This window comes from Flavobacterium sp. 245, assembly GCF_004362055.1.
Lineage (GTDB): Bacteria > Bacteroidota > Bacteroidia > Flavobacteriales > Flavobacteriaceae > Flavobacterium.
Map to the genome: position 1 here is coordinate 75,914 of NZ_SNXB01000012.1, position 24,796 is coordinate 100,709.

Annotated in this window: 16 protein-coding genes; 5 read left to right on the top strand and 11 right to left on the bottom strand. The window is 32.0% G+C overall.

The window, feature by feature from the left end; genetic code table 11:
• Window positions 1–29 precede the first annotated feature (29 nt).
• From EV145_RS19400 to EV145_RS19420, 5 genes are all read right to left on the bottom strand, one after another.
• Entirely contained in the window at window positions 30–2,429 is a 2,400-nt protein-coding gene (locus EV145_RS19400; RefSeq protein ID WP_133526844.1) for a glycoside hydrolase family 31 protein, read from the bottom strand.
• Between the two features lie 114 nt (window positions 2,430–2,543).
• Window positions 2,544–4,448 (bottom strand): 1,4-alpha-glucan branching protein GlgB, encoded by a 1,905-nt coding sequence (glgB, locus tag EV145_RS19405; RefSeq protein ID WP_133526845.1) that lies wholly within the window; start codon window positions 4,446–4,448, stop codon window positions 2,544–2,546.
• Window positions 4,449–4,492: 44 nt separating this feature from the next.
• Window positions 4,493–5,773 (bottom strand): glucose-1-phosphate adenylyltransferase, encoded by a 1,281-nt coding sequence (locus EV145_RS19410; protein WP_133526846.1) that lies wholly within the window; start codon window positions 5,771–5,773, stop codon window positions 4,493–4,495.
• Window positions 5,763–7,154, bottom strand: a complete 1,392-nt coding sequence (locus tag EV145_RS19415; RefSeq protein WP_243739291.1) for a glycogen synthase — start codon at window positions 7,152–7,154, stop codon at window positions 5,763–5,765. Before EV145_RS19415 ends, EV145_RS19410 begins: the two co-directional genes overlap by 11 nt.
• Window positions 7,155–7,921: 767 nt before the next feature.
• The gene (locus EV145_RS19420) at window positions 7,922–8,386 is read right to left on the bottom strand and encodes a RadC family protein (protein WP_133526847.1); all 465 of its coding nucleotides are present in this window, start codon (window positions 8,384–8,386) and stop codon (window positions 7,922–7,924) included.
• Window positions 8,387–8,947: 561 nt separating this feature from the next.
• On the opposite strand from EV145_RS19420, the gene EV145_RS19425 reads away from it, so the two are divergent.
• The 4 genes from EV145_RS19425 to EV145_RS19440 are packed head-to-tail and all read left to right on the top strand — an operon-like array spanning window position 8,948 to window position 14,727.
• Window positions 8,948–9,247: a helix-turn-helix domain-containing protein gene (locus tag EV145_RS19425; protein WP_133526848.1), complete on the top strand. Its 300-nt coding sequence runs from the start codon at window positions 8,948–8,950 to the stop codon at window positions 9,245–9,247.
• A 4-nt stretch (window positions 9,248–9,251) separates the two neighbouring features.
• Window positions 9,252–10,460 carry a DNA cytosine methyltransferase gene (locus tag EV145_RS19430; protein ID WP_166638491.1) on the top strand — a complete coding sequence of 403 codons (1,209 nt, stop codon included), beginning with the start codon at window positions 9,252–9,254 and terminating at the stop codon, window positions 10,458–10,460.
• Between the two features lie 51 nt (window positions 10,461–10,511).
• Window positions 10,512–11,549: a DNA cytosine methyltransferase gene (locus EV145_RS19435; RefSeq protein WP_133526850.1), complete on the top strand. Its 1,038-nt coding sequence runs from the start codon at window positions 10,512–10,514 to the stop codon at window positions 11,547–11,549.
• A 1-nt stretch (window position 11,550) separates the two neighbouring features.
• The gene (locus tag EV145_RS19440) at window positions 11,551–14,727 is read left to right on the top strand and encodes a type ISP restriction/modification enzyme (RefSeq protein ID WP_133526851.1); all 3,177 of its coding nucleotides are present in this window, start codon (window positions 11,551–11,553) and stop codon (window positions 14,725–14,727) included.
• A 7-nt stretch (window positions 14,728–14,734) separates the two neighbouring features.
• On the opposite strand, the gene EV145_RS19445 is transcribed toward EV145_RS19440, so the two are convergent.
• The 4 genes from EV145_RS19445 to EV145_RS19460 form a co-directional block, all read right to left on the bottom strand.
• A complete protein-coding gene (locus tag EV145_RS19445; RefSeq protein WP_133526852.1) occupies window positions 14,735–16,576 on the bottom strand; it encodes a UvrD-helicase domain-containing protein in 1,842 nt (613 codons plus the stop codon).
• Window positions 16,569–18,563, bottom strand: a complete 1,995-nt coding sequence (locus EV145_RS19450) for an ATP-dependent nuclease (protein ID WP_133526853.1) — start codon at window positions 18,561–18,563, stop codon at window positions 16,569–16,571. The genes EV145_RS19445 and EV145_RS19450 overlap by 8 nt, the downstream gene beginning before the upstream one ends.
• 138 nt (window positions 18,564–18,701) lie before the next feature.
• The gene (locus EV145_RS19455) at window positions 18,702–19,958 is read right to left on the bottom strand and encodes a relaxase/mobilization nuclease domain-containing protein (RefSeq protein ID WP_133526854.1); all 1,257 of its coding nucleotides are present in this window, start codon (window positions 19,956–19,958) and stop codon (window positions 18,702–18,704) included.
• A complete protein-coding gene (locus tag EV145_RS19460; RefSeq protein WP_133526855.1) occupies window positions 19,943–20,338 on the bottom strand; it encodes a plasmid mobilization protein in 396 nt (131 codons plus the stop codon). The genes EV145_RS19455 and EV145_RS19460 overlap by 16 nt, the downstream gene beginning before the upstream one ends.
• Before the next feature lie 725 nt (window positions 20,339–21,063).
• Between EV145_RS19460 and EV145_RS19465 the strand changes: the two genes are divergently transcribed.
• Window positions 21,064–21,822, top strand: coding sequence for a phosphatase PAP2 family protein (locus EV145_RS19465; protein WP_133526856.1), 759 nt, complete (start codon window positions 21,064–21,066; stop codon window positions 21,820–21,822).
• A gap of 78 nt (window positions 21,823–21,900) precedes the next feature.
• On the opposite strand, the gene EV145_RS19470 is transcribed toward EV145_RS19465, so the two are convergent.
• Window positions 21,901–22,785 carry a diacylglycerol/lipid kinase family protein gene (locus EV145_RS19470; RefSeq protein WP_133526857.1) on the bottom strand — a complete coding sequence of 295 codons (885 nt, stop codon included), beginning with the start codon at window positions 22,783–22,785 and terminating at the stop codon, window positions 21,901–21,903.
• Window positions 22,785–24,743, bottom strand: a complete 1,959-nt coding sequence (locus tag EV145_RS19475; RefSeq protein ID WP_133526858.1) for an LTA synthase family protein — start codon at window positions 24,741–24,743, stop codon at window positions 22,785–22,787. The genes EV145_RS19470 and EV145_RS19475 overlap by 1 nt, the downstream gene beginning before the upstream one ends.
• Window positions 24,744–24,796 lie beyond the last annotated feature (53 nt).

Here is a 24,796-nt window from a genome sequence, read left to right on the forward strand (position 1 = left end):
AAATTGGTAATAAATGTGGTTTTGGTTAATTACTCTCCGCTGATATACAGGTCCGTAAATTCTTTATCAACAATTAACAAATGATTTTCCTGAAAAGCAATGTTGTCAAATTCAATTTTTTCATTGTCAATTCGGATTTCTTTTACTTTAAAAGGCAAACCAATTAGATTGATTCTATATTTACTATAAGGTGTGTCGTATTTACCTTCTTTATGCAATTGAATAATCAGTTCTTTTTCTTTTCCTATTGTTCTAAATGATAAATAGCTGTAACGCCCTTTTTTATAATCATAACCGTCTTGTGCATCTTCATAAACTACTGATTTTTCTTTCCCGATTTTAAAATACAAATCAAGTGTCAATTCATCAAATTCAAGCTCGCCAACATATTGCTGAACCGGATATTTTGGAATAATAGCTCCTGCTTTGACAAAAACCGGAATCTCATCAAATTTGGTATCAACCCAAACTTCTCTTCCTCCTACAGTAAACTCATTTGTCCAATAGTTGTACCATTCACCTCTTGGAATATACATACGCCTGCCTACAGCATTAGGTTCAAGAATAGGGCAAACCAATATTTGATTCCCAAAGATAAATTCATCATTTCGATAATGTGTTTGTGTATCTTCCTGATCGTAGTAAACCAATGGCTTTAACATCGGTACACCTTCTTCAATATATTGCCAGAACATGGTATATAAATAAGGCAATAACTGATAACGAAGGCTAACGAATTTTCTGGTAATGTCGATGACTTCTTCATCAAAAGCCCAAGGTTCCTGATTGCCATGATCTCCGGAAGAATGCGTTCTGCAGAAAGGATGAAAAACTCCAAGTTGAATCCAACGAGCATATAAATCGCCTGTAGGCTGTTCCGCAAACCCACCGATATCAGAACCTGTGAAACCCATACCTGAAATACACATACGCTGCACCTGAATATTGGCAATCCATAAATGTTCCCAGGTTGCAACGTTATCGCCTGTCCAGGACGATGTATAACGCTGTGCCCCTGAATAGGCTGATCTTGTGATTACAAAAGGACGTTTTGGGTATGCAAAACGTTTTACACCATGATACGTTGCTCTTGCCATTTGCGTTCCGTAAATATTATGCGCCTTTCTATGACTGCAAGGATTTCCGTCGTAATCATGACGAACATCCATTGGGAAAGTTTTATTTGGAACCTCCATTACAGCAGGTTCGTTCATATCATTCCATACGCCTTTTACGCCAATATCTGAAATTAATTCTTTAAATAACCCTGCCCACCATTCTCTGACTACAGGATTTGTATAATCTGGAAAATTACATTCTCCTGGCCAGACTTTTCCCTTCATGTAAGGGCCATCGGCTCTCTTGCAGAAATAATCTTTCTCTAAGGCTTCTTTGTAAACCCAATAATCTTTATCGATTTTAATTCCCGGATCGATGATTACGACCGTTTTAAAACCGTCTTCGGCTAATTCAGCCACCATCTTTTTAGGGTCTGGAAAATATTCCTTATTCCAGGTAAAACATCGAAAGCCTTCCATATAATCAATATCCAGATAAATGGCATCACACGGAATTTTAAGTTTTCTAAATTTCGAAGTGATTTCTTTTACTTTGCTTTCCGGATAGTAACTCCATTTACATTGGTGATAACCTAAAACCCAAAGCGGCGGTAATTCTGGCTTACCCGTTAAATCGGTATAAGTGGTTACTACATCCTGCATTTGAGGGCCATAAATAAAATAATAATTCATTTCACCACCTTCTGCCCAAAAACTGGCAACATTTCTTCTTTCCTGACAAAAATCAAAGGAAGTTCTAAAAGTGTTGTCAAAGAAAATACCGTACGATTGTTTGTTATGCAAACCAATGTAAAATGGCACTACTTTATATAATGGCTCCTGATCTTTTTGAAAAGCATATTGGTCAGTGGCAAAGTTTTCTACCCTTTTGCCTTTTAAATTCATTTGCGTGGCCTTGTCTCCAAGACCGTAAAAACATTCTCCATCTTTAGAAGATTTACTCATTTTTACAATGTTTCCACCATACTCATAACTCTCTTCCCAATGAAAACCAAGTTCATCTTCCAAAATCAAAAGATCATCTAAATCGTAAATGGATAAACGAAGATCTAGTTTTTGAATTTTGAATTTTACTTTACTGGTTTTTACCTCAAAGCAAGTTTCTTCTTCTGTAAGTTTTAGAAAATTATAACCGTGAAGCTGGGATTTATCAATTGCATACGAAAAGTCATTACTGAAATAACCTTTTGTGGTGAAACGAAAGCGTATTAAACTGTCTCTTAAGACTGTGACTTTTAAAATTACATTATTGTCTGTATTAAAAAAAATAGAATCGCCCTCTTGTTCATAGCTGACAATTTTTGATGGATATAAATTGCCTTTATATTCTAATGATGTGTTTGTAATCATATTGTGATATTAATTATTTTAACTCTTACTGTATTTCAACATAATGGTTATATAATTGAAAATAGCTCTTGTGTATTCTAATAAAATGGTCTTGTATAAATTAAAACTTCAATTTTAATCAAAAGAAAAAACGGTCACACTCAGTGCAGGTAATATTAATTCTATAGAATAATCCCTGCTGTCATAAGGCACCAGTTCTATTTTTAATTGTTTAAGATTTTCCATTCCACTACCTCCATAAAAAGTAGCATCACTATTAAAAATTTGAATTAATTTACCTTTTTGAGATAGACCTATTCGATAATTCTCTCTTGTTACAGGCTTGAAATTACAGACAATGACAAGGTTTTTTTGGGGATTATTCCCTTTTCGGATGTAAGACAGAACAGCATTTTGATGGTCAGAATAATTAATCCATTCAAAACCTTCACCTGTAAATTGTTTTTCATACAAAGCAGGCTGAGATTTATAAAGCTGATTCAAATCTGTAATAATCTTCTTTATTCCTGAGTGATAATCATACTGAAGTAGATGCCAATCCAAACTTTTATCAAAGTTCCATTCATCACTTTGCCCAAATTCAGATCCCATAAACAATAATTTTGTTCCCGGAAGAGTAAACATATAACCATACAGCAATCTTAAATTGGCGAATTTCTGCCATTTGTCTCCGGGCATTTTATTGACAATCGCTTTTTTTCCGTATACGACTTCATCATGTGAAAGAGGCAACATAAAATTTTCGGTAAAGGCATACGTCATCGAAAAAGTCAAATCATTTTGATGATGCTTACGATACACTGTTTCTTTTTGAAAGTATTTTAGAGTATCATGCATCCAGCCCATCATCCATTTCATTCCAAAACCTAAACCACCTGCAAACGTTGGTCTTGAAACCATTGGAAAGGAAGTGCTTTCTTCTGCAATAGTCTGTACTCCATAAAAATTAGCATAGATTACTTCATTGAATTCTTTAAGAAAACTTATGGTTTCCAGATTCTCTCTTCCCTCATAAATATTCGGTTCCCACCCTCCTTCTTCTCTGGAATAATCAAGATACAACATCGATGCTACAGCATCTACTCTCAAACCATCGGCATGATAATGTTGCAACCAAAAAACGGCGTTACTGATTAAAAATGCACGAACTTCATTACGACCATAATTAAAAACCAAACTTTTCCAGTCCGGATGATAGCCTTTCCGGCGATCCGGATGTTCGTATAAATGTGATCCGTCAAAAAAACCTAACCCATGTGCATCATCAGGAAAATGTGACGGAACCCAATCCAGAATAACGCCAATTCCGGCCTGATGCAGTTTATCAACCAAAACCATGAAATCCTGAGGTTTCCCAAAACGGGAAGTTGGCGCAAAATATCCTATCAATTGATAACCCCACGACGGATCGTATGGATATTCCATAATCGGCATAAATTCTACATGGGTGAAACCAGTCTCTTTTACATAAGAAACCAAATCATCTGCCAGTTCTAAATAAGTCAAAAACCGGTTATTATCACCACGTTTCCAGGAACCTAAATGTACTTCGTAAACAGAATAAGGTTTATCTAATCCATTCGTTTCCTTTCGGGATTGCATCCAATTCTTATCCTTCCACTTGTAATCTAAACCCCATACCACGGAAGCGGTATGAGGAGGTTTTTCACAATATAAAGCGAATGGATCTGCTTTTTCAGTTATAATTCCATTAATATTAGACTCAATTTTATATTTGTATACCGCTCCTTTTTCAAGATCCGGAATAAAACCTTCCCAAATTCCCGAAGAATCCCAGCGAACCTGCAACTGGTGTTTATTACCTGTCCAATAATTAAAATCTCCTGTAACAGAAACCAATTGTGCCGTTGGCGCCCAAACGGCAAAATAAACACCTTTTACCCCGTTCACTTCAACTATATGTGCTCCTAACTTTTCATATAACCTGAAGTGTTTCCCTGCTTTGAATAAATCAATATCAAAATCAGTAAATAGAGAATATGTGATTACTTTGTTCATATTTGGTTTTTAAGAAAACAGTTTACTTAAATTTAATTGTATGCTTATCCTATTCTAAAATTATTAGATAGAGTAACTCCTTTTTTGATCACTACAATACCATCTTTAACACTGTATAATTCATTATCAGAGTTATAAAGATGCTTACCTCCATTGATATGTACATTATTTCCAATACGGACATTTTTATCTACCAAAGCATTTTTTATAAAGCAGTTTTCTCCAATTCCAATATGAATTTCACCATTAATATTCTCATGATGCATTTCATCAAGATTTTGGTAAAAATCGTTACCCATAATATAACTATACTCTAAAATAGTTCCCTCGCCGATTCTTGAACGTATGCCAATTACAGAGTTCTTAATTTCTTTAGCATTGATAATGGATCCTTCAGAAATTAATGACTGGTTGACTATTGAATTTCTAAATTTTGATGGCGGAAGTAATCTTGGTCTTGTAAAAATTTTATTTTCATTATCAAATAAATTAAACTCCGGAATATCAGCTGTCAAACCGATATTGGCTTCAAAAAAGGATTCAATATTTCCAATATCTGTCCAATATCCTTCATATTGATAACTTAATATTTTGTGTTTTCCAACGGCCTGCGGAATGATTTCTTTACCGAAATCTTTCGCATGCGGATCAGCCATTAAATCTTCCAATAATTGGCGATTGAAAATATAAATTCCCATTGAAGCCAGGTATTTTTTGCCTTTCTCCTGCATTTGCTCGCTTACTTCCGACTCCCATTCTGGTAATAACGACGCATCGGGCTTTTCTATAAAAGATTCAATACAGCTTTCATGATTCGTTTTAAGAATTCCGAATTCAGGTGCATCTTTCGCGTTTACAGGTAGAGTAGCAACTGAAATAGCAGCATCAGCACCAATATGAGCTTCCAGCATTTCGTTAAAATCCATTTGATATAACTGATCTCCTGATAAAATTAAAGCATGATCAAATTCATGTTTTAAAAAATGCGACATACATTGTCGAACAGCATCTGCAGTTCCCTGAAACCACGTTGGATTATCGGGTGTTTGTTCTGCCGCCAGAATGTCAACAAACGACTCACTGAAAATACTAAAATTAAAAGTGTTTTTGATATGCGCATTCAGCGAAGCCGAGTTAAACTGAGTCAAAACGAATATTTTAAAAATATCCGAATTGATACAATTCGAAATTGGAATATCAACCAAGCGATATTTTCCGCCAATGGGCACTGCGGGTTTCGATCTTGTTTCTGTTAACGGAAATAAACGGGAACCCTGCCCTCCTCCTAAAATAATTGCAACTACATTTTTCTTTTTAAATTTCATTTTTCTCAATTATTAGGTTGTATATCTCGATGTATTCTTGGCAAACTCTTTCCCAGGAATGATCTGTTGCCATTCCCTTTTTTATGATTTTACTGAAATTTATTTTGTCATCGTACAATTTAACTGCACGGTTAATTGAATAACACATATCTTCAACAGAAGCCTGATCATGACAAATTCCATTTCCGTTATCTCCAAAATCAATTACTGTATCTCGCAAACCACCAGTCCTTCTAACAATTGGAACTGTTCCATATCGCAATGCATACATTTGATTTAAGCCGCATGGTTCAACCCTTGAAGGCATTAAAATAAAATCTGAACCGGCATATATTAAATGGGCTAATTCTTCATTATACCCAATAAAAACATTATAATTTCCTTTATGCTCATTTCGCAATTGTATTAATTGCTTCTCAATTTCGGTATTTCCCGATCCTAAAATCAAAATATTGATGTTTTCAAAATTTTCAGATAAAGCCAAAGCAGATGCTTGAGGTAATAAATCACCTCCTTTTTCTTCAAATAAGCGTCCAATAAAACTAAATAATGGTTTTGCTGGGTCTAATTGAAACTGCTCGCATAACCTTTCCTTATTTTTTTGTTTTCCTGCTTTAAAAGTTTTATCAGAATACTTTTTATCAATCATTGGATCATTATGCGAATCCCAAACTTCAAAATCAATACCGTTTAAGATTCCTTTAGATTTACTTCTGACAGATTTAAATAAATCTTCTAAACCATTTGCCGAAATATTTATTTCATTTAAATAACCGGGAGATACAGTTGTAGCAGCATGAGCACATTTTACCCCAACTGCTAATGAATTAAGAGAATGATTCCATTCTAAAAAACCAACATGAATCAAATCAAACTCAGGTAAATAATGCAATTTATCAAAACCAATACAGCCTTGATATAAGCCATTATGAATAGTGATAACAGTTCTTATATTTCGTAAACTTTCATACTTATATCCATATTTAATCATAAACGGAATCAATCCGGTATGATGATCGTGGCAATTGATAATAGTGGGAGCCTCTCCTCGAACTGTAATCCAATCTAAAGTTGCAATCTGAAAAGATAAAAATCTTTCGATATCATCTTCATATCCGTACACATTTGGCTTGCCAAATAATTCCTCTATTTCTATGAGATATAATTCATAGCCTAATTTATTTGTAGTTTCTTTCAAAACTTTGAAAGGGAAATTGAAATTTCCCAGCTGAACATTTCCCCAATGAACACATTCAAAATCATTTTCCTTTTTAAACTTTGTGTCATAACAGGGAACTATAACCCGAACCTGATGTCCTGCATTTGTCTGATATTTTGGCAAAGCTCCAACAACGTCGGCTAAACCGCCAACTTTTGCCACTGGCTAACACTCTGCACTGATATGAAATATCTCCATTTTATATTTTTTTTATACCACTAGAACTTCTTAAAAAACAAGAACAAGAATAATTATCTCAAAAATAATTATTGCGAAAACAGCTAACCTTACAGTTAAATATGTATCAAATTATAAATCGCTATAATGCGCAATTACTTTATATACCAAATTATACCTATTAAAAAACATAACCTCAATAGCATCTTTGTTCATGAGAGAATTATTATATAAAGCAATTGAGTTGCATCCTTCAATAACTCCTATAAGTTCAAAACGTAGATCTGGAAATTTCTGTAAAGCTTTATTCCAATAATTCCTAACAGCAAGTTTTAAACTACTTTAAAATTTTTAAAAGTACGGGTTCACTATAATAGAAATTTAGCTTAACTCCTTGAGTGACCAAATCACAAAGTAGTTAACGGTCGAATTCTTATATTTAACGGTCGAATTCTTGTATTAACGATAAAACATAGATAATCACCATAATACAAACCCTTTACAAGTCTAAGAGTCATTGTTAAATATGAACAAATATCAAATTTAGAGAAGGAAACAAAATTTCCAATCTAAACCTTGGAGCAAATCATCAGATTGATTACCAGCTTATCTTAGTAGCGGGAAGCATTCAATTATCTAACCACTTTATTGAAGATTATTATATGATTATTGCAATTGCATCTTAAAATATATCTCGGAAAGTCTTAACTTTTTTGGAAATCATTTATAGATATCAATAGTTATAAAGGCACTTATAAAGTGCCTTCATCAGCAAAGGAATAGTAGGATTCAGTAGTTATAATTAATGAATCAAGTAATGTGATATCAAGGAGTCTTCCAGCTTCTTTAACTTTTCGAGTTATCTGTATGTCTGCTTCAGACGCTGTAAGGTTTCCTGAAGGATGATTGTGAATCATCATCAAAGATGTAGCATTTGCCTTTAGAGCAGATGAAAATATTAGTCTAAGGTCTACGACAGTTCCCGCAATTCCTCCCGAAGAGATTTCGTAAATTCCAAGTACCTTGTGAGCCTGATTCAAAAGTAATACCTTGAACTGCTCGAACAATTCTATTTTATTATAATCCCATGCTGAAAGGACTAATTTATATGCATCTTTTGAAGATTTGATTTGTGGTCTTTCAGAGTTCTTTACTTTTGTTTTGTAGATCAGTTCAATTTCAGATACTGTCTGCCAGTTTTGATTTAAAGTTTCCATAATTTGTATATTTTAAATTAATTATGAAACACTCATCGGGAATCGCTTAGCAAGCGCAAAAAGCAACGCAATAAAGCAGGAATTTTTTCCTGCATTTATGGGGGAATTTTTTGCTAGCGCCAGTAAGCGATTTCCTAACTTTGTGACAAAATTAAATAAGATAGTAAAAGAATAAAGGGACTCTGTAGCAGAGGTCAAAAACACTAATTAATAAATGTGCAAAGTAAAGGTTCAAATCTCTGTGCATTCAACTTAATTTTACTTTAAGCTGCGACCCTGATAATACAAAATCGAAACTTTTACTGGAGGATTTAAAAGTGTTGAATCAAATATAATGTTAATTTCTTTCAGGGTTATAACTGACTTTTTTATCTGCTCAGTTAGTTCTTTTATAAAGATAAAATTTGCTCTAAATAAAAATATATCTAAACTTCACGATATAAACAGGTTGCTTTTTTTAAATGTTTATACTTTAATGTTGTTAATATTTAGGACAATTATATTTATAATTTTGCGATAAAAAATTCTACATTTGACAATATTTGTCAAATCAAAAATCTCATGAAAACTTTTAGTGAACTTATAAAAAAAGCAAGGCAAGAAAAATCCTTACTTCTTAGACACGTTTCCACTGAACTTGGCATTGATCAGGCAATTATAAGTAAATTTGAAAGAGGCGAAAGAAAACCTACAAAAAATCAGGTATTAAAATTTGCTCAGTTTTACGATCTTAATCAAGATAATTTAATTGTTGCTTGGCTAAGTGATAAACTAACAGATGAATTACAAAATGAAAATTTAGCATGTGAAGCTTTAAAAGTTGCTAATGCAAAATTAAAGTATGTTCAAAAAAACAAATAATAGAATGAGTACGGAAACCGTTGAATTAAAAAAGAGCAAATCAGAAAATTTAGTTAATAAAGATTTAAACATAGAATTTAAAAAGCTATTTAAAAAAGGATCTGAAAGTCTTGCTAATTGGAAACCTCTATCTGGAAAGATGAAAGGAGCAATTGATGTTATTGATTTTTTCTCTGGATGTGGGGGTATGTCCTTAGGCTTTGCTTCTCTCTCTGAAAAAAATAATATCTATAATATTATTGGAGGGGTGGATATAAATGAAATAGCACTAAAATCTTTTCATAAAAATTACAATGCAAAAACTTTAAATAAAGATATAAAGGAAATGTATTTAAATAATGAGCATGAGGCAATAAGAGATTATTTTGGTATAACGAAAGAAAAAAAGAGACCATTAGTTGTAATAGGTTGTGCACCTTGCCAAGGCTTTTCAGCTCATGGAAAAAAAAATTGGGATAAAAAAGAAGATGATGAAAGAAATACTTTGATTGGCGCTTTTACTGATATAATTGTGACTTTTGAACCTGATTTTATTGTGATGGAGAATGTACCGGAAATATTAGGAAAAAAATATCAGCAACATTATAATGAAGCTAAAGAAGTATTAGAAGCAAAAGGTTATAGTATAAAACAGGATGTATATAATTCAGCAACATTTGGGGTTCCACAAGCACGGTTTAGGGCTATTCTTATAGCTTCTAGAAACCCTTTTTCTCTTCCTCCAAAATTGTTATCACAAGAAGAATATGTTACTGTAAAAGATGCAATAGGAGACTTACCTATAATAGAATCTGGAGAATATTCTGAAACAGATATTTATCATAGGAGCTCTACACATAAACAAAGTACGATTGATACAATTTCACAGGTACCAAAAGACGGTGGAAGCCGTCCTAAAGGGGTTGGACCAAAATGTTTAGATAAGGTTAATGGTTTTTCAGATGTGTATGGAAGATTAAGCTGGAATAAACCATCAATTACCATCACTAAATCTTCTAGAAATCCGGCAAGTGGAAGATTTTCACATCCAGTACAAAATAGAGGTTTGACTATCCGCGAAGCGGCACGGATACAAAGCTTTCCCGATGGTTTTTTATTTGAAGGTAATTTGGAGCAGTGTTTTCAACAAATAGGAGAGGCTGTACCTCCATTATTATCTTTAGCAGTAGCAACACAAATAGCAATCGAATTTTATAAGCGAAAAGTTTTATAGAAATTATTGAAGATTATATCTGAAATTATTAAAACTTTTAAAAAAAATGGCATGAAATATACGTGTATTGACAGTTTTTCCGGAGCAGGCGGTTTAAGCTTAGGTTTAGCCAAGGCTGGATTTGAAATATTATACAGTTTTGATAATGATGAACTATCTGTTAAAACTCAGAATTTAAATAAAAAATACTTCAAGCATGAAGCAAATTGTGCTGATATAGCATCATTAAATTCTGCTATATTGATGGATCAGCTTGGAATTAAAAGAGGAGAGTTGACTTTATTTGCTGGTGGACCTCCATGCCAAGGCTTCTCAGTTCAAAGAATTGGGAACGATCTTGATGATAGAAATACATTAGTATTCGAATACATGAAAAAGGTAATCGAATTCTTTCCTAAGTTTTTTTTAATGGAAAATGTACCCGGAATTACAGGTAAAAGGGGTAAGGAAATTTTAGAAGAGGCAATTGATTTTGCTGAAAAAAATGGCTATTTTATTCATAGAAAAATCCTTGATGCTCAAGATTATAGTGTTCCGCAAAGAAGGAAAAGACTTTTTATTGTTGGAGAGCGAATAGATGAAACGGAACCAAAATTTAATTTCCCCGAACCAAAAAAAAAGAAGTATACCGTAAGAGACATTATTTCAAACTTGCCAGAGCCTCCTAAAGATGGTACAGATCATGAAGATATTTTTTTGCATAGATCTGATAAACTTTCCCCAATAAATATTGAGAGAATTAAATATTTAAAACCTGGACAGGGAAGAGATTATTTGCCTGAAAATTTATTGGCAGATTGTCATAAAATTGGTAGTAATGTAATTGGCCATCGAAATGTTTACGGGAGAATGCATTGGGATAATGTTGCACCGACAATTACAGCTCGCTTTGACAGTTTTACAAGAGGGCTCTTTGGACATCCTGAACAAAATAGAAGTATTTCTTTAAGGGAAGGAGCATTGTTGCAAACTTTCCCTATGGATTTTAATTTTTTTGGAAATAAGGTAGATATTGCAAGACAAATTGGTAACGCAGTTCCCCCTAAATTAGCGTTTGAGATAGGTAAAAAAATTATTGAAAGTATATAATATGAAATTTCAAAAAATAGTTGAGCAGTATTTTTCGGAGTTAAAAAAAGAAATAAAAGTAGGATCGACTTCAGGTGAAGCTACCATGGAATTATCTTATAGAACAAGCTTGGATAATTTTTTTAAAAATATTGCATCAAATTTTGATTCAAATATAGCAACCATTCTCGAACCAAGAAATCAAAGTAAATTAGGGCGACCCGACTGGCGTTTTCATAATATTGAATCCATGGGGGTGTATGGATATGTTGAAGCAAAAGGACTTGACCAAACTATTGAAATAAATATTTCTAATTACAAAAAGCAAATAGAAAGGTATTTAACGTTGGGAAATCCTGTCATACTTACAGATGGCATTGATTTTGTGATTTTTTGTGTGGACAAAAGTATTAGGAAGTTTTCAATTTGTAGTAAACCAATAAACTGGGAAAATCCTGAATTTGATTTTAACATTGAAATTTTGTTTAAAGTTTTTTTTAAAAATGTTGGATATAGGGAAATATCAGAGAATCAATTAGTAAACGAAGTTGCTAAAAGAGCCAAATTACTATCAATCGAATTGATGGATTTATTAGAACTTGATGAAGATGAAGCTGAAAGTGAAAGTGAAAGTAAGACTTTAAATTTGCTAAAAGAATTGAAGGTTAAAGCTCAGCATAGCCATGACAAAACACTCAGTAATAATATAACTTTTGCGGGATTTATTTCTCAAATACTAACTTTTGGACTGCTTTATGCCCATCGAGTAATTGATAAATCTTTAAGTAATCCAAAAGAAAAATATCAAAAAATTCATGACTTCTGGTTTTCTTATTTAGAAGAAGATTATACTAATAAATTAATACCCTTTAAAACATTAGTTACTGAGCTTAAATCTGAATTAAATTCAGATTTAAGTAGATTAGGTATATGGTATGACGATTTAAGGAGGTTACTAGCACATATACAACTTTCAACAGATCAAATTTCGATACCTGATTTTCATGAATTGTACGAAACATTTTTAGCAGTATATGATCCTAAGACAAGGTTTGATTACGGCGCGTTTTATACTCCTCGTTCTTTAGCATTTTATACAACTAAACTTGTAAAGGTAATCATTGAAAACCAAATGCCTCAAATTGACTTAAAATCTACAGCACATAAAATTATTGATCCATGCTGTGGAACTGGAACATTTATTGAAGCAACTTTAGATAGTTTTAATCTTAATCCTTCATCAAGTATTATTGGATTCGAAATTCTTCCCGCCCCTTATGCGTTGGCACATTATAGAATTGCGATGCTACAAGAAAAGTATCCTGAAAACATAAAAATTATTTTAACAAATACATTAAGTGATAGTTTATTTGAGGAAACTAAAATAGAAATAAATGACTCTAATCTTAGTCTTTTATTGCTACAAGAACAGCAATCTGCCTATCATTTATCATCTGCACCTTTAACAATCATTATTGGGAATCCTCCATCGTCTGATTCTAAATTTGAATTAGCTAATGAGGGATTAATTATAAAAAAAATGTTAGAGGATTTTAGACCTTCTGCAGTTGGGAGAACTGGTAGACAGAACGTGCAAAAGCAACTATCTAATGAATTTGTCAAATTTTTAAGGTGGTCAGTAGATAAGGCAATAAAAAGCTCTCCTTCAGTTTTTGCGCTAATTTTACCTTCCTCTTTTGCAAAGCATCCGTCTTATAAGTACGTCCGTAAATTTATAGCTGAAAAGTTTTCAAATTTGTGGATTTTAGAGTTCGATTCTGATAAAAGAACCGGTGCAGATGATGTAAATTTATTTAATACATTACAAGGTCGATTGTTATTAATTGGAATTGTTACCGACGCCCAAGTAATTGAAAAAAGTATTAATTATAAAAACATCTGTAATTTAAGCAAGAGTCAAAAAATATCATTTTTTAATAAGGAAGTGGATTTGGAAAATTGGACTAAATTATCTTTAGATGACAACTTTGCATTTAAGCCATCAGACAAATATAATTTAGAATTGTATACTAGTTTTTGGCCAATAACTTCGGATAAAGAAAGTGGAATTTTTTTACGTCATTGTTCGAGTCTTAAGCTAGCACCCACTCATTTATTAGTACATGCCTCAAAAGGACAATTAAAAAGAAGATCAAAATTTATTTCAAAACAAGAAAATGATTATACCGCTATTAAAGATAAATGGTATTCTGGACAAATGAAGCCGCCACCGTCCGCAAAAATTAATGACAATATTAAAATAAGATTAGATAAAGGGATTGCAGAAGATAATATTTATGATTATTCATATCGCCCGTTTTTAGAAGCCTCTGTTTTACTAGATGAGAAATTATTGGACGAATTATCAAATTTAGGCGGTGGTGGTACTAGAGATAGACCAGAAATTAGATCTGCATATAAAAGTAGTTCTGTTTTCGGTTTCGCTGTAGCACCAGCCCCTGAGGATATAGGTAGTACGTTACATAAATTTTCTTCATTTTGTTGGAATATTCCGGATAATGATCTTTCTGCGAGGGGCAATGCACACATATTTTGTAATTATTTCCCCAATTATAAAAAGAGTAAAAATTGGAACTCCTTACTTAAGTCTAATATTAATGAAGAGCTAGTTGAAAATTTAAAAAATATATTAGGACTTGAATCTAGTGAAATGTATGATGAATTGACATTTTACACATATGCTATTTTAAGTTCTAACTTTTATTTAAAAATGTTTAAAGGAATATTATTTAATGTTGCCGGTGCATGGCCACGTATTCCAATTACAACAAGTAAATTACTTTTTCAAAAGATTGGTAATTTAGGTAGAACTATAGCTGATATTGAATCGCGTGACTATAAGATTGAAGGTCTTTCTACACAGATGGCAGAATTAGAATATCATAAAACTAAAATTGGAATTGACAGCATTCAATTTATTGGTAAAGCCAATGATGTAATAATAACGTTAAAGGATTTAAAAGAAAGTGTATTAAGTTTTGAAGTTTCGGGCTACAATGTGATAAAAGAATGGCTTAAAATGCACTCATATCCTTATTACAGAAAGAAGATGGAGTCTACAGAGATTAATGAATTATATACACTCATAGCAAAGATTGAAATTTATCAATCCAAAATAATGGAAATTGATATCGTAGTTGAGGAAATTTTAAAAAACGAATTATTAGAACCGTTTTAAAAAATACTTAATTGTAGGATGTAGAGGTAAATGTATTTTGATCGGTTCCAAATCTTTCTGCTAATAGATTCCAAAATCTGGATGGATTATAATTACGATGATATGGTCCATATTGTCCAATGAAGTTATATCTTTTTGAATATAGTAATATACATTCTTTTTTAGCTCTACTTATGCAAACATAGCATATTCGGTGTTGTTCTTGCATTTCTAAACTGTTATTTTCTATATTATAATATGGGAACTTACCTTCTTCCATGCCTATCATAATTACTGCTTCGAACTCAAGACCTTTAGAACTATGTCGTGTTGTGATTGTGATTTGATTTTCTGGTTTTCTCAATTTGAGTAATTTATAAATTGGAATTTTCTTTTCAGCTGAAAATTCCCTTGTAAAATGTTCTAAATTTAATTTATCTTCTTCCAAATATTTATCTGAATTAATAACTGAACCGAATTCCAGTTCTGAAAATATAAAATCCAACCAAATACTTATGTTTTCATTATACTCCTTACTTTTTACAAGTGAATTATAAAATTTTACTCTGCTCTCAATCATGAAATTTTCATTATTTTCTATTTCTAAATACTCGATTTGTTGTCGATTCCAAAATTTAAATATTTTATTAAAAGAACTCTCTTCAACTCCTAAGCACCAACTTGCACAATTAATTATCCATTCAATAAAGGGGGTGATTCTGAATGACCATTTATTTGTATAAAAAGGAATATGATTGTATTCGAAAAGAAGTGACAAATGATTGATCTCATTTTTCGAAAAAGCTAGGATACCTATATCATTATAGGAAATGCCTTTTTTGACTAAATTTGGTATAATTTTATTTATAATTACTTCATATTGTTCTTCTATATCGGTAGCACATTGTATAAAAGTAAATTCAGCATTTTCTCCTACTCTTAATTGCGCAGTATAATTTGGAATTGGTGGACTTAGGTTCAAAGTACTTAGTGATCCCGATATTATATCTTGATTACTTCTGTAGTTTGAAGTAAGTTCAATGCTTTCAAATTCATCATACTTATAAATTTCTTCTAAAAACTCGGGAAATGCGCCATTAAACCCATATATTGATTGATTCATATCTCCTACCGCAAAAATTTTTATATCAGTTTGAGCTTGAAGTTCTAAAACCATTTCATGTAATCCTCTACCTAAATCTTGATATTCGTCAATTAAAATCCATGGAAATCTTGCTTCTAAAAATTTTCGGACGATTTCTTTTTCTCTAATTATAGCAGTAGAAATATTAACTATGGAAGTGAAATCTAAAAGATTAGCGCTTTCTAATTTGTAATCAAATAGCTTTGATAATCTTTCAATATTCTCGTTACCATTGTATGTGAATTCTCCTCTCCCAGTAAAAGCAAGTGACCGATGCTTATTTAAGCTCATGAGAGATATTTCTTCATCAATATTTAGTTCATGTTTAACAGATCTTAAAATTTTTTCTAAAGTTGAATTATCTGCAATTTTAAAGTCTTTATCAATATTGAACTCCGGATATAAATGTATAAACGGTTTAATAATGTTAACAAGACAAAAATTATGTATCGTTCCTATAAAATCTTGTTTGTTTTGTTTGTAGGAATATTGATGAAGTCTATTGGTTAATTCTCGAACAGTTTCATTACTGTAAGTTATACAAGCTAATCCTGCAGGATTAAAAACCTCAAAAGTTTTTATTTTTATTGCTTTTAAGGCTAAAACTCTAGTTTTTCCACTACCTGGTCCAGCAATAACTACAGTATTTGAATTTGAATTAAATGCTTTATACTGTTGTTCGTCTTTTTTAATTAATTCAAGATCTAAAAAAAAATTGCTATTCATATATTGAATTTATCTGTTTGGTAATATTAACAATCGCCTCAATTAAATTATCTGGAGCCATTTCAATTTTTATATTAGAAGCCAACCTTTGTGCAAATCGACCTTTACTAATATTTCCTTCAATTCTTTCTAAAGCTAGCCAATAGTTATTAGATTCTAGTGCATCATCAAAATTTTTCTGCTGACCTTCTCCTCCGGGTCTTAACTCAGAATATATTTTTTTAAAAATTAGATTTCCATTCACTTCAGATTTTATCATTGAATCAACTTCAAAAGTGTGACGACCTATATGACAATTCTTTGTTTTTAATAATTCGAAATTTTCTTCCAAATTGCCTGTAACTTCTTTTGGGTCTAGCAATTTTAAAGTTTGTAATAATTTAGATATATTATTTAGACCTGCAAAACTGTAATTTGATGTTGGATCGAAATGTCTATGAAAGTACTTTTTATTTTTTAATTTTCCTTGTACTGTTATTTGCTCAGTTTCATAATAATCTCCATCTGTAACAATTACCCAAGGAATATCTAATTCAATTAATAACTTTACGTACGGATAAAAATTTGTAGAGTGAACATTACAAACAATAATTCCTAAGCTATCTAATGAAATACCCATTAAATTAGCTAATTCAGGAATTATATATTCTTCTGTTATGCCTTCAACAATTATTACACCTTTACCAAATAATATTTCACCTCTCTTTGCATCAAGATAACGTTCTAGGTCAATTTTTTCATTAGTCGATAAGTCTAATTTTGCTGTGGCTGATATTGTTGAATTATATTTATTGCGTGCTATTCTAACAATTGAATCAAGTGGAGATACCGAACTTATATAAGGAGAATGAGTTGTAAATAAAACTGAAGTTTCACTTTTATGAAGAACCTCTCGATAAAGTAGGCGTTGTAAAACTGGATGAAGATGTGATTCCGGTTCTTCGATCGCTAAAAATGTTGTTGAATGTTTAACATATAGATTTTTACTCAAGAAAGAATATAAAGGAGATAAATCTTGTACAGTTTCGCTTATCTTATACTTGTTTTCATTTTCCGTAATATCATAGAAATCATTCAATATTACACCTCCTTCTTTTTTTATCAACTCATCAAACAATTCTTTATTTATGATTCGTGGTATGGTTTTATCTTCTAATAAAAGAAGCATTAAAGTAAGATATAAAATATTACTTAAACCTAAACTTAATTCCGACACTGATCTTCCTTTTAGACCTAGATAAATTTGCATCGTATATAATAATTTATCTATATCAACATCATAAGGGCTTAGTTTAATTTCGTTGTCACGTTGAGTGCCTGATAAAATATTAAATTTTAAATTAATTAAATGTTTAATATCTTTAATTTCCTCTAAGTTTAAAATATCTTGACTAACTGTAGACATTGATGACGCAATTTCTTCAAGATCAACATTTGGGATGTTGTAGTTTTGAATCAATTTATATAAAGGAGATCTTTTGTTTCCATTTAATTCTTTAACCACATCTCTTAATGCTCCTATAACTGTTATATTAATAAATTCTCGATCTTGTCGAGTAAAGAAATTTTCTTCATTAGTGCCTTGAAAAATTATATAACTATATCCTAAGACTTTTCCTTCTAAATTTTTATTTGGAAAGTATTTATATGTAAAACGTAATCTAGGATCAGTAGGATTAATCAAGGCATCCGGGAATTGAGCCAATAATTGATTATTATGTGCATAATTAGAAATTTCGATTGCTATGATAATTTCCTCTCCATTACTCATCGGATTCTCTAAACCATCAAAAAAATCAGTTTCATTTAATTCTCTATCTAGATCAGAAAAACTCCTGTCGAGAATTAATTGAATTGCTCTTAGGAAATTTGTTTTGCCAACATTATTTTCCCCTATTATTACTTGTTTATGCGATAGTATACAATCTACATTTTCAAAATTTCTAAAATTTTTAATTTGTACTCTTGAAATGTATGGACTTTTCATATTTGCTAGGTTAATTTGTATTTAGCCAAATATATGATTAAAATTCTTACATCTTAAAAATTTAGCTATCTTCAATTAATCTACATTTAAATTATCTGATTATTTCTGTGCATATAATGATTAGGGTTCCTAAGAAAATTACCGAAGATTTAAACCTCTTTTCTTTTTTTTCTTTTTCAATTGATAAGGTAGAAATTCTTTAAGTTGTTCAGATTGTAATAAAGAGTTGACAACATTTTCCATTTTCGAAAATGTTTGAAGTTTTTGTTTTTCATCTTGAAATTTATTTTTAATTTCTAATTTATCTGTCTGCGATTCTCTTTTCGATTCATTTGTAAACGTTGAACTACATCGGTATTCAATAGCTTTTGCACTGTATTGTTTTCCTAAACTACTTCCGTTAAAAACGTTTTTGGTTGTGTGATCGACATAAGTAATCCCATATAATAAACCTTTTTCACTTTTTCTGAAAACTGTATTTATTCCTTCCTTTTCCAATTGCTTTGCTAAATCATTTAATGAAAAATTATTTTCTTTAATTAGAGCTAAATCAATTGCATTTTTTACTCTTGTCTTATCTGTTGCGTTTCTAATTTCACTAGTTTTAAATTTTTCCTCTAAAAATTTCAAAGTAGGTTTGTTATAAAAAGAACTTGCTTTTATTGGTACTCCAATTGGATTTCCCTCTTGATCCAATATTCGGTAAACCAATCCCCTTGTTTGAAATATTTTTGAATCTTCTTTTCCTCGATCTGCCATAATATTGCATTGTTTTAATATGGCATTTAGTTCGGGAAGACTTGAATATTTATACTGGTTTAGCACCATATTCAACACACCATTGATAGCTTTTTTAGATTCTACTTTTCCGTAATTGACTATTCTTGCAGAAGCCTGTTGTATAGAGATGTCTTGCTTGTTCTTTTTACCATCAGCTTTTACAAGTCCAAATAATTCTTCGATTTCTTTTCTTGCAGGTTCTGATTTTCGTATTCCCAAAAGATGCAGGTCAATTCTTTTTCCATCTCTCTGAATATTATTAGTCACTAGATGCAGGTGCGGATGACCTGCATCATGATGCTGATAAATTAAATAAGGCTGTTTGCCAAAGCCAATTTTTTCCATGTACATATTTGCAATTTCTATTAGTTTCTCTTTAGAATGATTTTCCGACGGATCAAAATTCAAAGAAATATGAACACTATTGCGTTTAGCATTTTCATTCAATGATGCCAGTTTTAGAAAACGATTAAGTTTTAAATTAAAACTTAATTTCTCTAATTCTAAAGGATAGTTTTCGGCACTAATACACTCGGCAACTCCTGTCTTCACTTTGTTTTCGTTGTAATTGAGGATGTTGTGTATGGAATGACTCGTTTTTATAATTGCAACCATTGCTCTGATATTTTTCGAGTATGGTTTGTGACCTCATCCATTTTTTCAAGAAGTCTTTTTTTATCAACTTCAAACCAAAAAGCTTGCTCTCTAAATTCCGGAATTAATTTAAGGGTATTGAACTTTTTAGCGATTTGGTTAATATTGTTGCCGATTGCTTTGAGTTCAGTAGTAAGAACAATCGTTTCCTCCATCAAATCATCTAAAGATTGATTTCTGTAAGTACTTACAATTGGCTTATTGAATAAATGTTTTCGAATGTGATCGCTTAATTTTCTGCATGTGCTTGCTCTAAATTTACGCTCAATTTGTGCATACTCTTCAGGTGTAAACCTTAATCCGACAATGCGTGTTCTGTTTGAATTTTCTCTTTTCATCATCTTTCATTTTCATTGTTATCAAACTCTCTTTCTTTTAGTGTCTCCACCACCGAGTTCCGAGGTAATAGGTGGCAAGATAGGTCGTTGTTTAACAACGATTCATCTTGCCAGACCACAGGAACGAGGTGGTCTTCAGCATTTTTAAAAGTCTGACACTAAATTAAGATGAAGATTTGACAATTCATATCATGAGTATATTTTAGCCATGATAGCCGTGAATTGTGAAATTGAACAAATATTTAAAAAAGAAAAAGGAAAAAAAGAAAGCAGTTATAAAGTGGACAATTTGCAAATAAGGTGCTATAAGTCCCGAAGGGTGGCAAGTCGAGAAATTCGACTTGCCATTATGCGCACTTTATTTGCAAATTGTCCAATAACTTTGGCTAGCTTTTTTTTCTTTAATAAAGCTGATATACGTATTTATATTATGCATTTCACAGAGCTTATAAGTCTAGAGCTTTTGTTAATTCGAAATAGATAGGCTTTTGGTAGGTCTACAAAAGAGCTTATTGCAGACTTTAACAAAAATTAAAATTAAAATTTTTGTTAAAAAAAATACTAACGCCGTAAATACAGAATTTCTTCAGATTTCAGGTTGAACTTTGCCTTATTAATCTTTAACAGTAAGAACATTACTGTCTTAATTTAATTTGTTTTCTATGAGGAAAAACTACGTTTATTTTCTATTCAACAAGCGTAATTAGTAATTCCTAATCTTTTCTAACATGTTAAAAACCTTCCTCTTATTTCTTTTTGGTATGACTTCGATTTATGCACAAAACACAATAAGTGATACAATTGCTGTACAAGATACTGTAACCAATTTAAAATTCAATTACAAACAGTTAATCATTCCGGGAGTTCTTTTGGGATATGGTTTTATTGGTTTGGAAAGTGACCAGCTCAAAAGCTATAATGCAGAAATTAAGAAAGAAGTAAATGAGGATATAGATCATAAAGTCTCTATTGATGATTTTTCCCAATGGGCGCCTGCAGCTTCTGTTTATGCGCTTAATGCTTTTGGCGTAAAAGGGAAAAATAACCTGAAAGACCGCTCTATTATTTTGGCGAGTTCGTATCTGATGATGAGCGCTTCGGTATTTGCGTTGAAAAATATCACTAAAATTGAAAGACCAGATGGGTCTTCGAATAACTCTTTTCCTTCAGGGCATACGGCTACTGCTTTTGCGGGAGCCGAATTTATGTATCAGGAATATAAGAACCAATCCATTTGGTACGGAATTGCAGGATACGCAGTAGCAACAGGAACGGGACTTTTTAGAATGTATAATGACAGGCACTGGCTTACAGATGTAGTGGCGGGCGCAGGTATAGGTATATTAAGCACAAAAGCTGCGTATTGGATATATCCTTATCTGCAGAATAAGGTGTTTAAATCCTCAAAAGAAAATAAAAACACATCGATGATTATGCCTTTTTATAACGGAAAAGAATTGGGATGTAGTTTCGTAAGGCAATTTTAAAGCAGTATATAAATTAAGAATTACAAAATTAATTTCCATAGACAGATTATGTAAGTCTCTCTATGGAATTTATGTTCTTTATAAATGAACAAGAACCTGCAAAGCCTTCGGAAGTATGCTTACTTTTATTTTATTTGTTTTTAAATTATACCGTTCTCCGTCAATTTGGGCATCAATGAAGATTTTGGAAGGCATTTCGATTTGAATATCTTTTACGAAAGAGTGTTTTGCCTTTTCAAATTTTTCAATTGAATTTCGAAGCACATGATAACCCAGCATAATTTTTTCAAAAAAAGACAATTTCGGTATAATAATCATATCGAGTAATCCGTCGTGAAGACTTGCTTTTGGGGTTAGGCTCATATTATAACCCATTTCGTTTGAGTTAGATATGAATAACATCAAAGGATCTGTTTCCATAATCTGATCGTTAAAATGCACAATAGTTTTTTGTGATTTAAATTCTAAGCTGGAAGATAATGCAGCCTTGATATAAGCGGGAAGTGTTCTTTTTCCTGCTCTCTCATATTTTTTTATAATCATGGCATCAATACCGATACCCATATTGCTGAAAAAGTATTTGTGATTGAGTTGCCCAACATCCATAACTGTTGAATCTCCTTTTTTTATAATAGCAATCGCTTTGTCAAAATTTCTCGGAATATTTAGGTTAGAGGCGAGTCCGTTACCTGAACCTACGGGAACAATTCCTAACTTAATTGAAGTTCCCACAAGGCATGAAGCTACTTCATTGATGGTTCCGTCTCCACCGCAAGCAATTATATAATCGGGATTTTGTAAAATGGCAGCTTTTGTGAGTGCTATAGCATGCTTTTTTTGGTTGGTATAATCAACTTGAATTTTATATTCTTCTATAGAAAATTGATTCAAAAGATAGGAAGCAGATAGGTTGTGTTTTCCACTCCCGGATATAGGATTGATTATAAAATGAATGTAAATCATTATTTTAAAAGTTTATTGGTAAAAAGAAAATCGGCAGTCTGGTACCACGAAATTGTTTCTTCTAAAAATGACTCGTCGATAGTAAGAGCTTTAAGACTATTATCTTTTTTGTTCCATGAGTAAAAGGCCTGCTTTTTCTGGTCTGATAAAATCATTACTTTATCTTTTTTCATCAAAACCAGTTTGCGATAAGTTCCCATAAGAGCACGTTGTTCAAAACGGTTATCCAAAACATTTTTTCCAAAAAAATCAGATTCATAATTCCAGTGAAACAAAGAAAAAAGGGTAGGCCATAGATCTATTTGTGAACATTGCTGTGCTATTTTTTGATTCTGATTTTCAGGTAAATTCACAATGAAGGCTGGAATATGGTAATTGGCAACATCTATTTCGTCCTTTCCGGCGCTGCTGGCGCAATGGTCAGCAATGATTACAAAGACAGTATTCTTGAACCAGGATTTTGTTTTGGCTTTTTTGAATAATTCTTTCAAGGCAAAATCGGTATATTTTACCGCTCCTTCGCGGCTTGTTCCCGATGGAATATTAATTTTTCCCGACGGATAAGTAAAAGGCCTGTGATTGGATGTTGTCATAACAAAATTGAAAAATGGCTTTCCGGCTTTGGATTGCGAATCGGCCACTTTTAGCATTTTATTGAAAATGTCCTCGTCACAAATTCCCCATGCATTTTCAAACGTTACTTCGCTATCATTGATATTATTTCGGATCGTTTTAATTTCATCGCTTAAAACACTTCCACGTCCACGATCATATATTGTAAAACCGTTTCCGCCAAAATAGGCATTCATATTATCAAAGTAGCCGTCTCCTCCATAGAAAAAGTTACAATCGTATTCTCGGGTTTTAAACACATTAGAAACCGTATAAAGATTCTGATTATTAGGTCTTTTAACGATGCTCTGGCCCGGAGTGGGAGGTATGCATAAAGTAACGGCTTCCATACCCCGGACTGTTCTTGTTCCCGTTGCATATAAATCCTCAAAAAAGATACTTTTTTGGGCGAGACTGTCCAGAAAGGGAGTTATATTTTCTTTATTTCCAAATTCCTTAAGAAAGCTTCCGCTAAGGCTTTCGACCAAGATAAAAACAACATTTTTGTTTTTAAGGGAAGCGGCACTGTCTGTTATTTTTCTGTGAATGGAAGAACCACTTTTAAAATAAACAGCATTATCAGCTGCCAGTTTTTTTCTTATAACACCAAAAGCTTTGTCGTTATCAATTGAAGTATAGAAGTCCACATATTTCATCTGGTTATTCCTAAAAGCAGCAAAAAAGGAATAAATTCCTGATTTTGAAATTTCAGAATTATAGCGGTTGGAAGACCATTCCGCCTGATTATTGGTAATAAAGAGGCTAAAAAACAGAGCGACAATTATAGCTGAAGACAAAACCGAAAGTCTGGTTTTTAAAGTTGCTTTTGAAGTAAAAGTCGTAGTAAAGGCTCCTCTTTGATAAAAAAGAAACAGAAATGCTGCACTTAACAATAAAACGCCGCCAATTAGCAAAGGAAGCGGATACGACTGTTTGATATTGGCTACAACTTCATGTGTATAGATAAGATAATCAACGGCTATAAAATTAAATCGGGTTTTAAATTCATCCCAAAATGTCAATTCGGCAAAAAAAGTAAAGACAAAAATAAAGACCGTGAGTGATGTGAAAAAATAAACAAGGACTTTATCTAAAATAGAGCCAATCCATTTATTGGGCATTAGGCTATAATACAATATGCTGCAGAGTGAAATGAAAGTAACAGTACCAAAATCAAAAAACAAACCTGTCAGGAATGTTCTTAAAAGAGTAATTAAATCCCACGAAACTTCATCATATTGCCATATGAAAAAGGAAATTCTCAGCAACTGTGAAAGCATTAAAAACCAGATAATGAAATGAAACAGCAGTGAATACCTGCCGTATTTTATGGATAATTTATTCATGTTTTTATACTATTAAAAGGCAAATTTTATAACCCAATTCTGAATTTATTTTG

Coding starts and splice junctions, on each gene's coding strand:
- EV145_RS19400 (WP_133526844.1), bottom strand. CDS start 2,429: ATGATTACAAACACATCATTAGAATATAAAGGCAATTTATATCCATCA.
- glgB (WP_133526845.1), bottom strand. CDS start 4,448: ATGAACAAAGTAATCACATATTCTCTATTTACTGATTTTGATATTGAT.
- EV145_RS19410 (WP_133526846.1), bottom strand. CDS start 5,773: ATGAAATTTAAAAAGAAAAATGTAGTTGCAATTATTTTAGGAGGAGGG.
- EV145_RS19420 (WP_133526847.1), bottom strand. CDS start 8,386: ATGGAAACTTTAAATCAAAACTGGCAGACAGTATCTGAAATTGAACTG.
- EV145_RS19425 (WP_133526848.1), top strand. CDS start 8,948: ATGAAAACTTTTAGTGAACTTATAAAAAAAGCAAGGCAAGAAAAATCC.
- EV145_RS19430 (WP_166638491.1), top strand. CDS start 9,252: ATGAGTACGGAAACCGTTGAATTAAAAAAGAGCAAATCAGAAAATTTA.
- EV145_RS19435 (WP_133526850.1), top strand. CDS start 10,512: ATGAAATATACGTGTATTGACAGTTTTTCCGGAGCAGGCGGTTTAAGC.
- EV145_RS19440 (WP_133526851.1), top strand. CDS start 11,551: ATGAAATTTCAAAAAATAGTTGAGCAGTATTTTTCGGAGTTAAAAAAA.
- EV145_RS19445 (WP_133526852.1), bottom strand. CDS start 16,576: ATGAATAGCAATTTTTTTTTAGATCTTGAATTAATTAAAAAAGACGAA.
- EV145_RS19450 (WP_133526853.1), bottom strand. CDS start 18,563: ATGAAAAGTCCATACATTTCAAGAGTACAAATTAAAAATTTTAGAAAT.
- EV145_RS19455 (WP_133526854.1), bottom strand. CDS start 19,958: ATGGTTGCAATTATAAAAACGAGTCATTCCATACACAACATCCTCAAT.
- EV145_RS19460 (WP_133526855.1), bottom strand. CDS start 20,338: ATGATGAAAAGAGAAAATTCAAACAGAACACGCATTGTCGGATTAAGG.
- EV145_RS19465 (WP_133526856.1), top strand. CDS start 21,064: ATGTTAAAAACCTTCCTCTTATTTCTTTTTGGTATGACTTCGATTTAT.
- EV145_RS19470 (WP_133526857.1), bottom strand. CDS start 22,785: ATGATTTACATTCATTTTATAATCAATCCTATATCCGGGAGTGGAAAA.
- EV145_RS19475 (WP_133526858.1), bottom strand. CDS start 24,743: ATGAATAAATTATCCATAAAATACGGCAGGTATTCACTGCTGTTTCAT.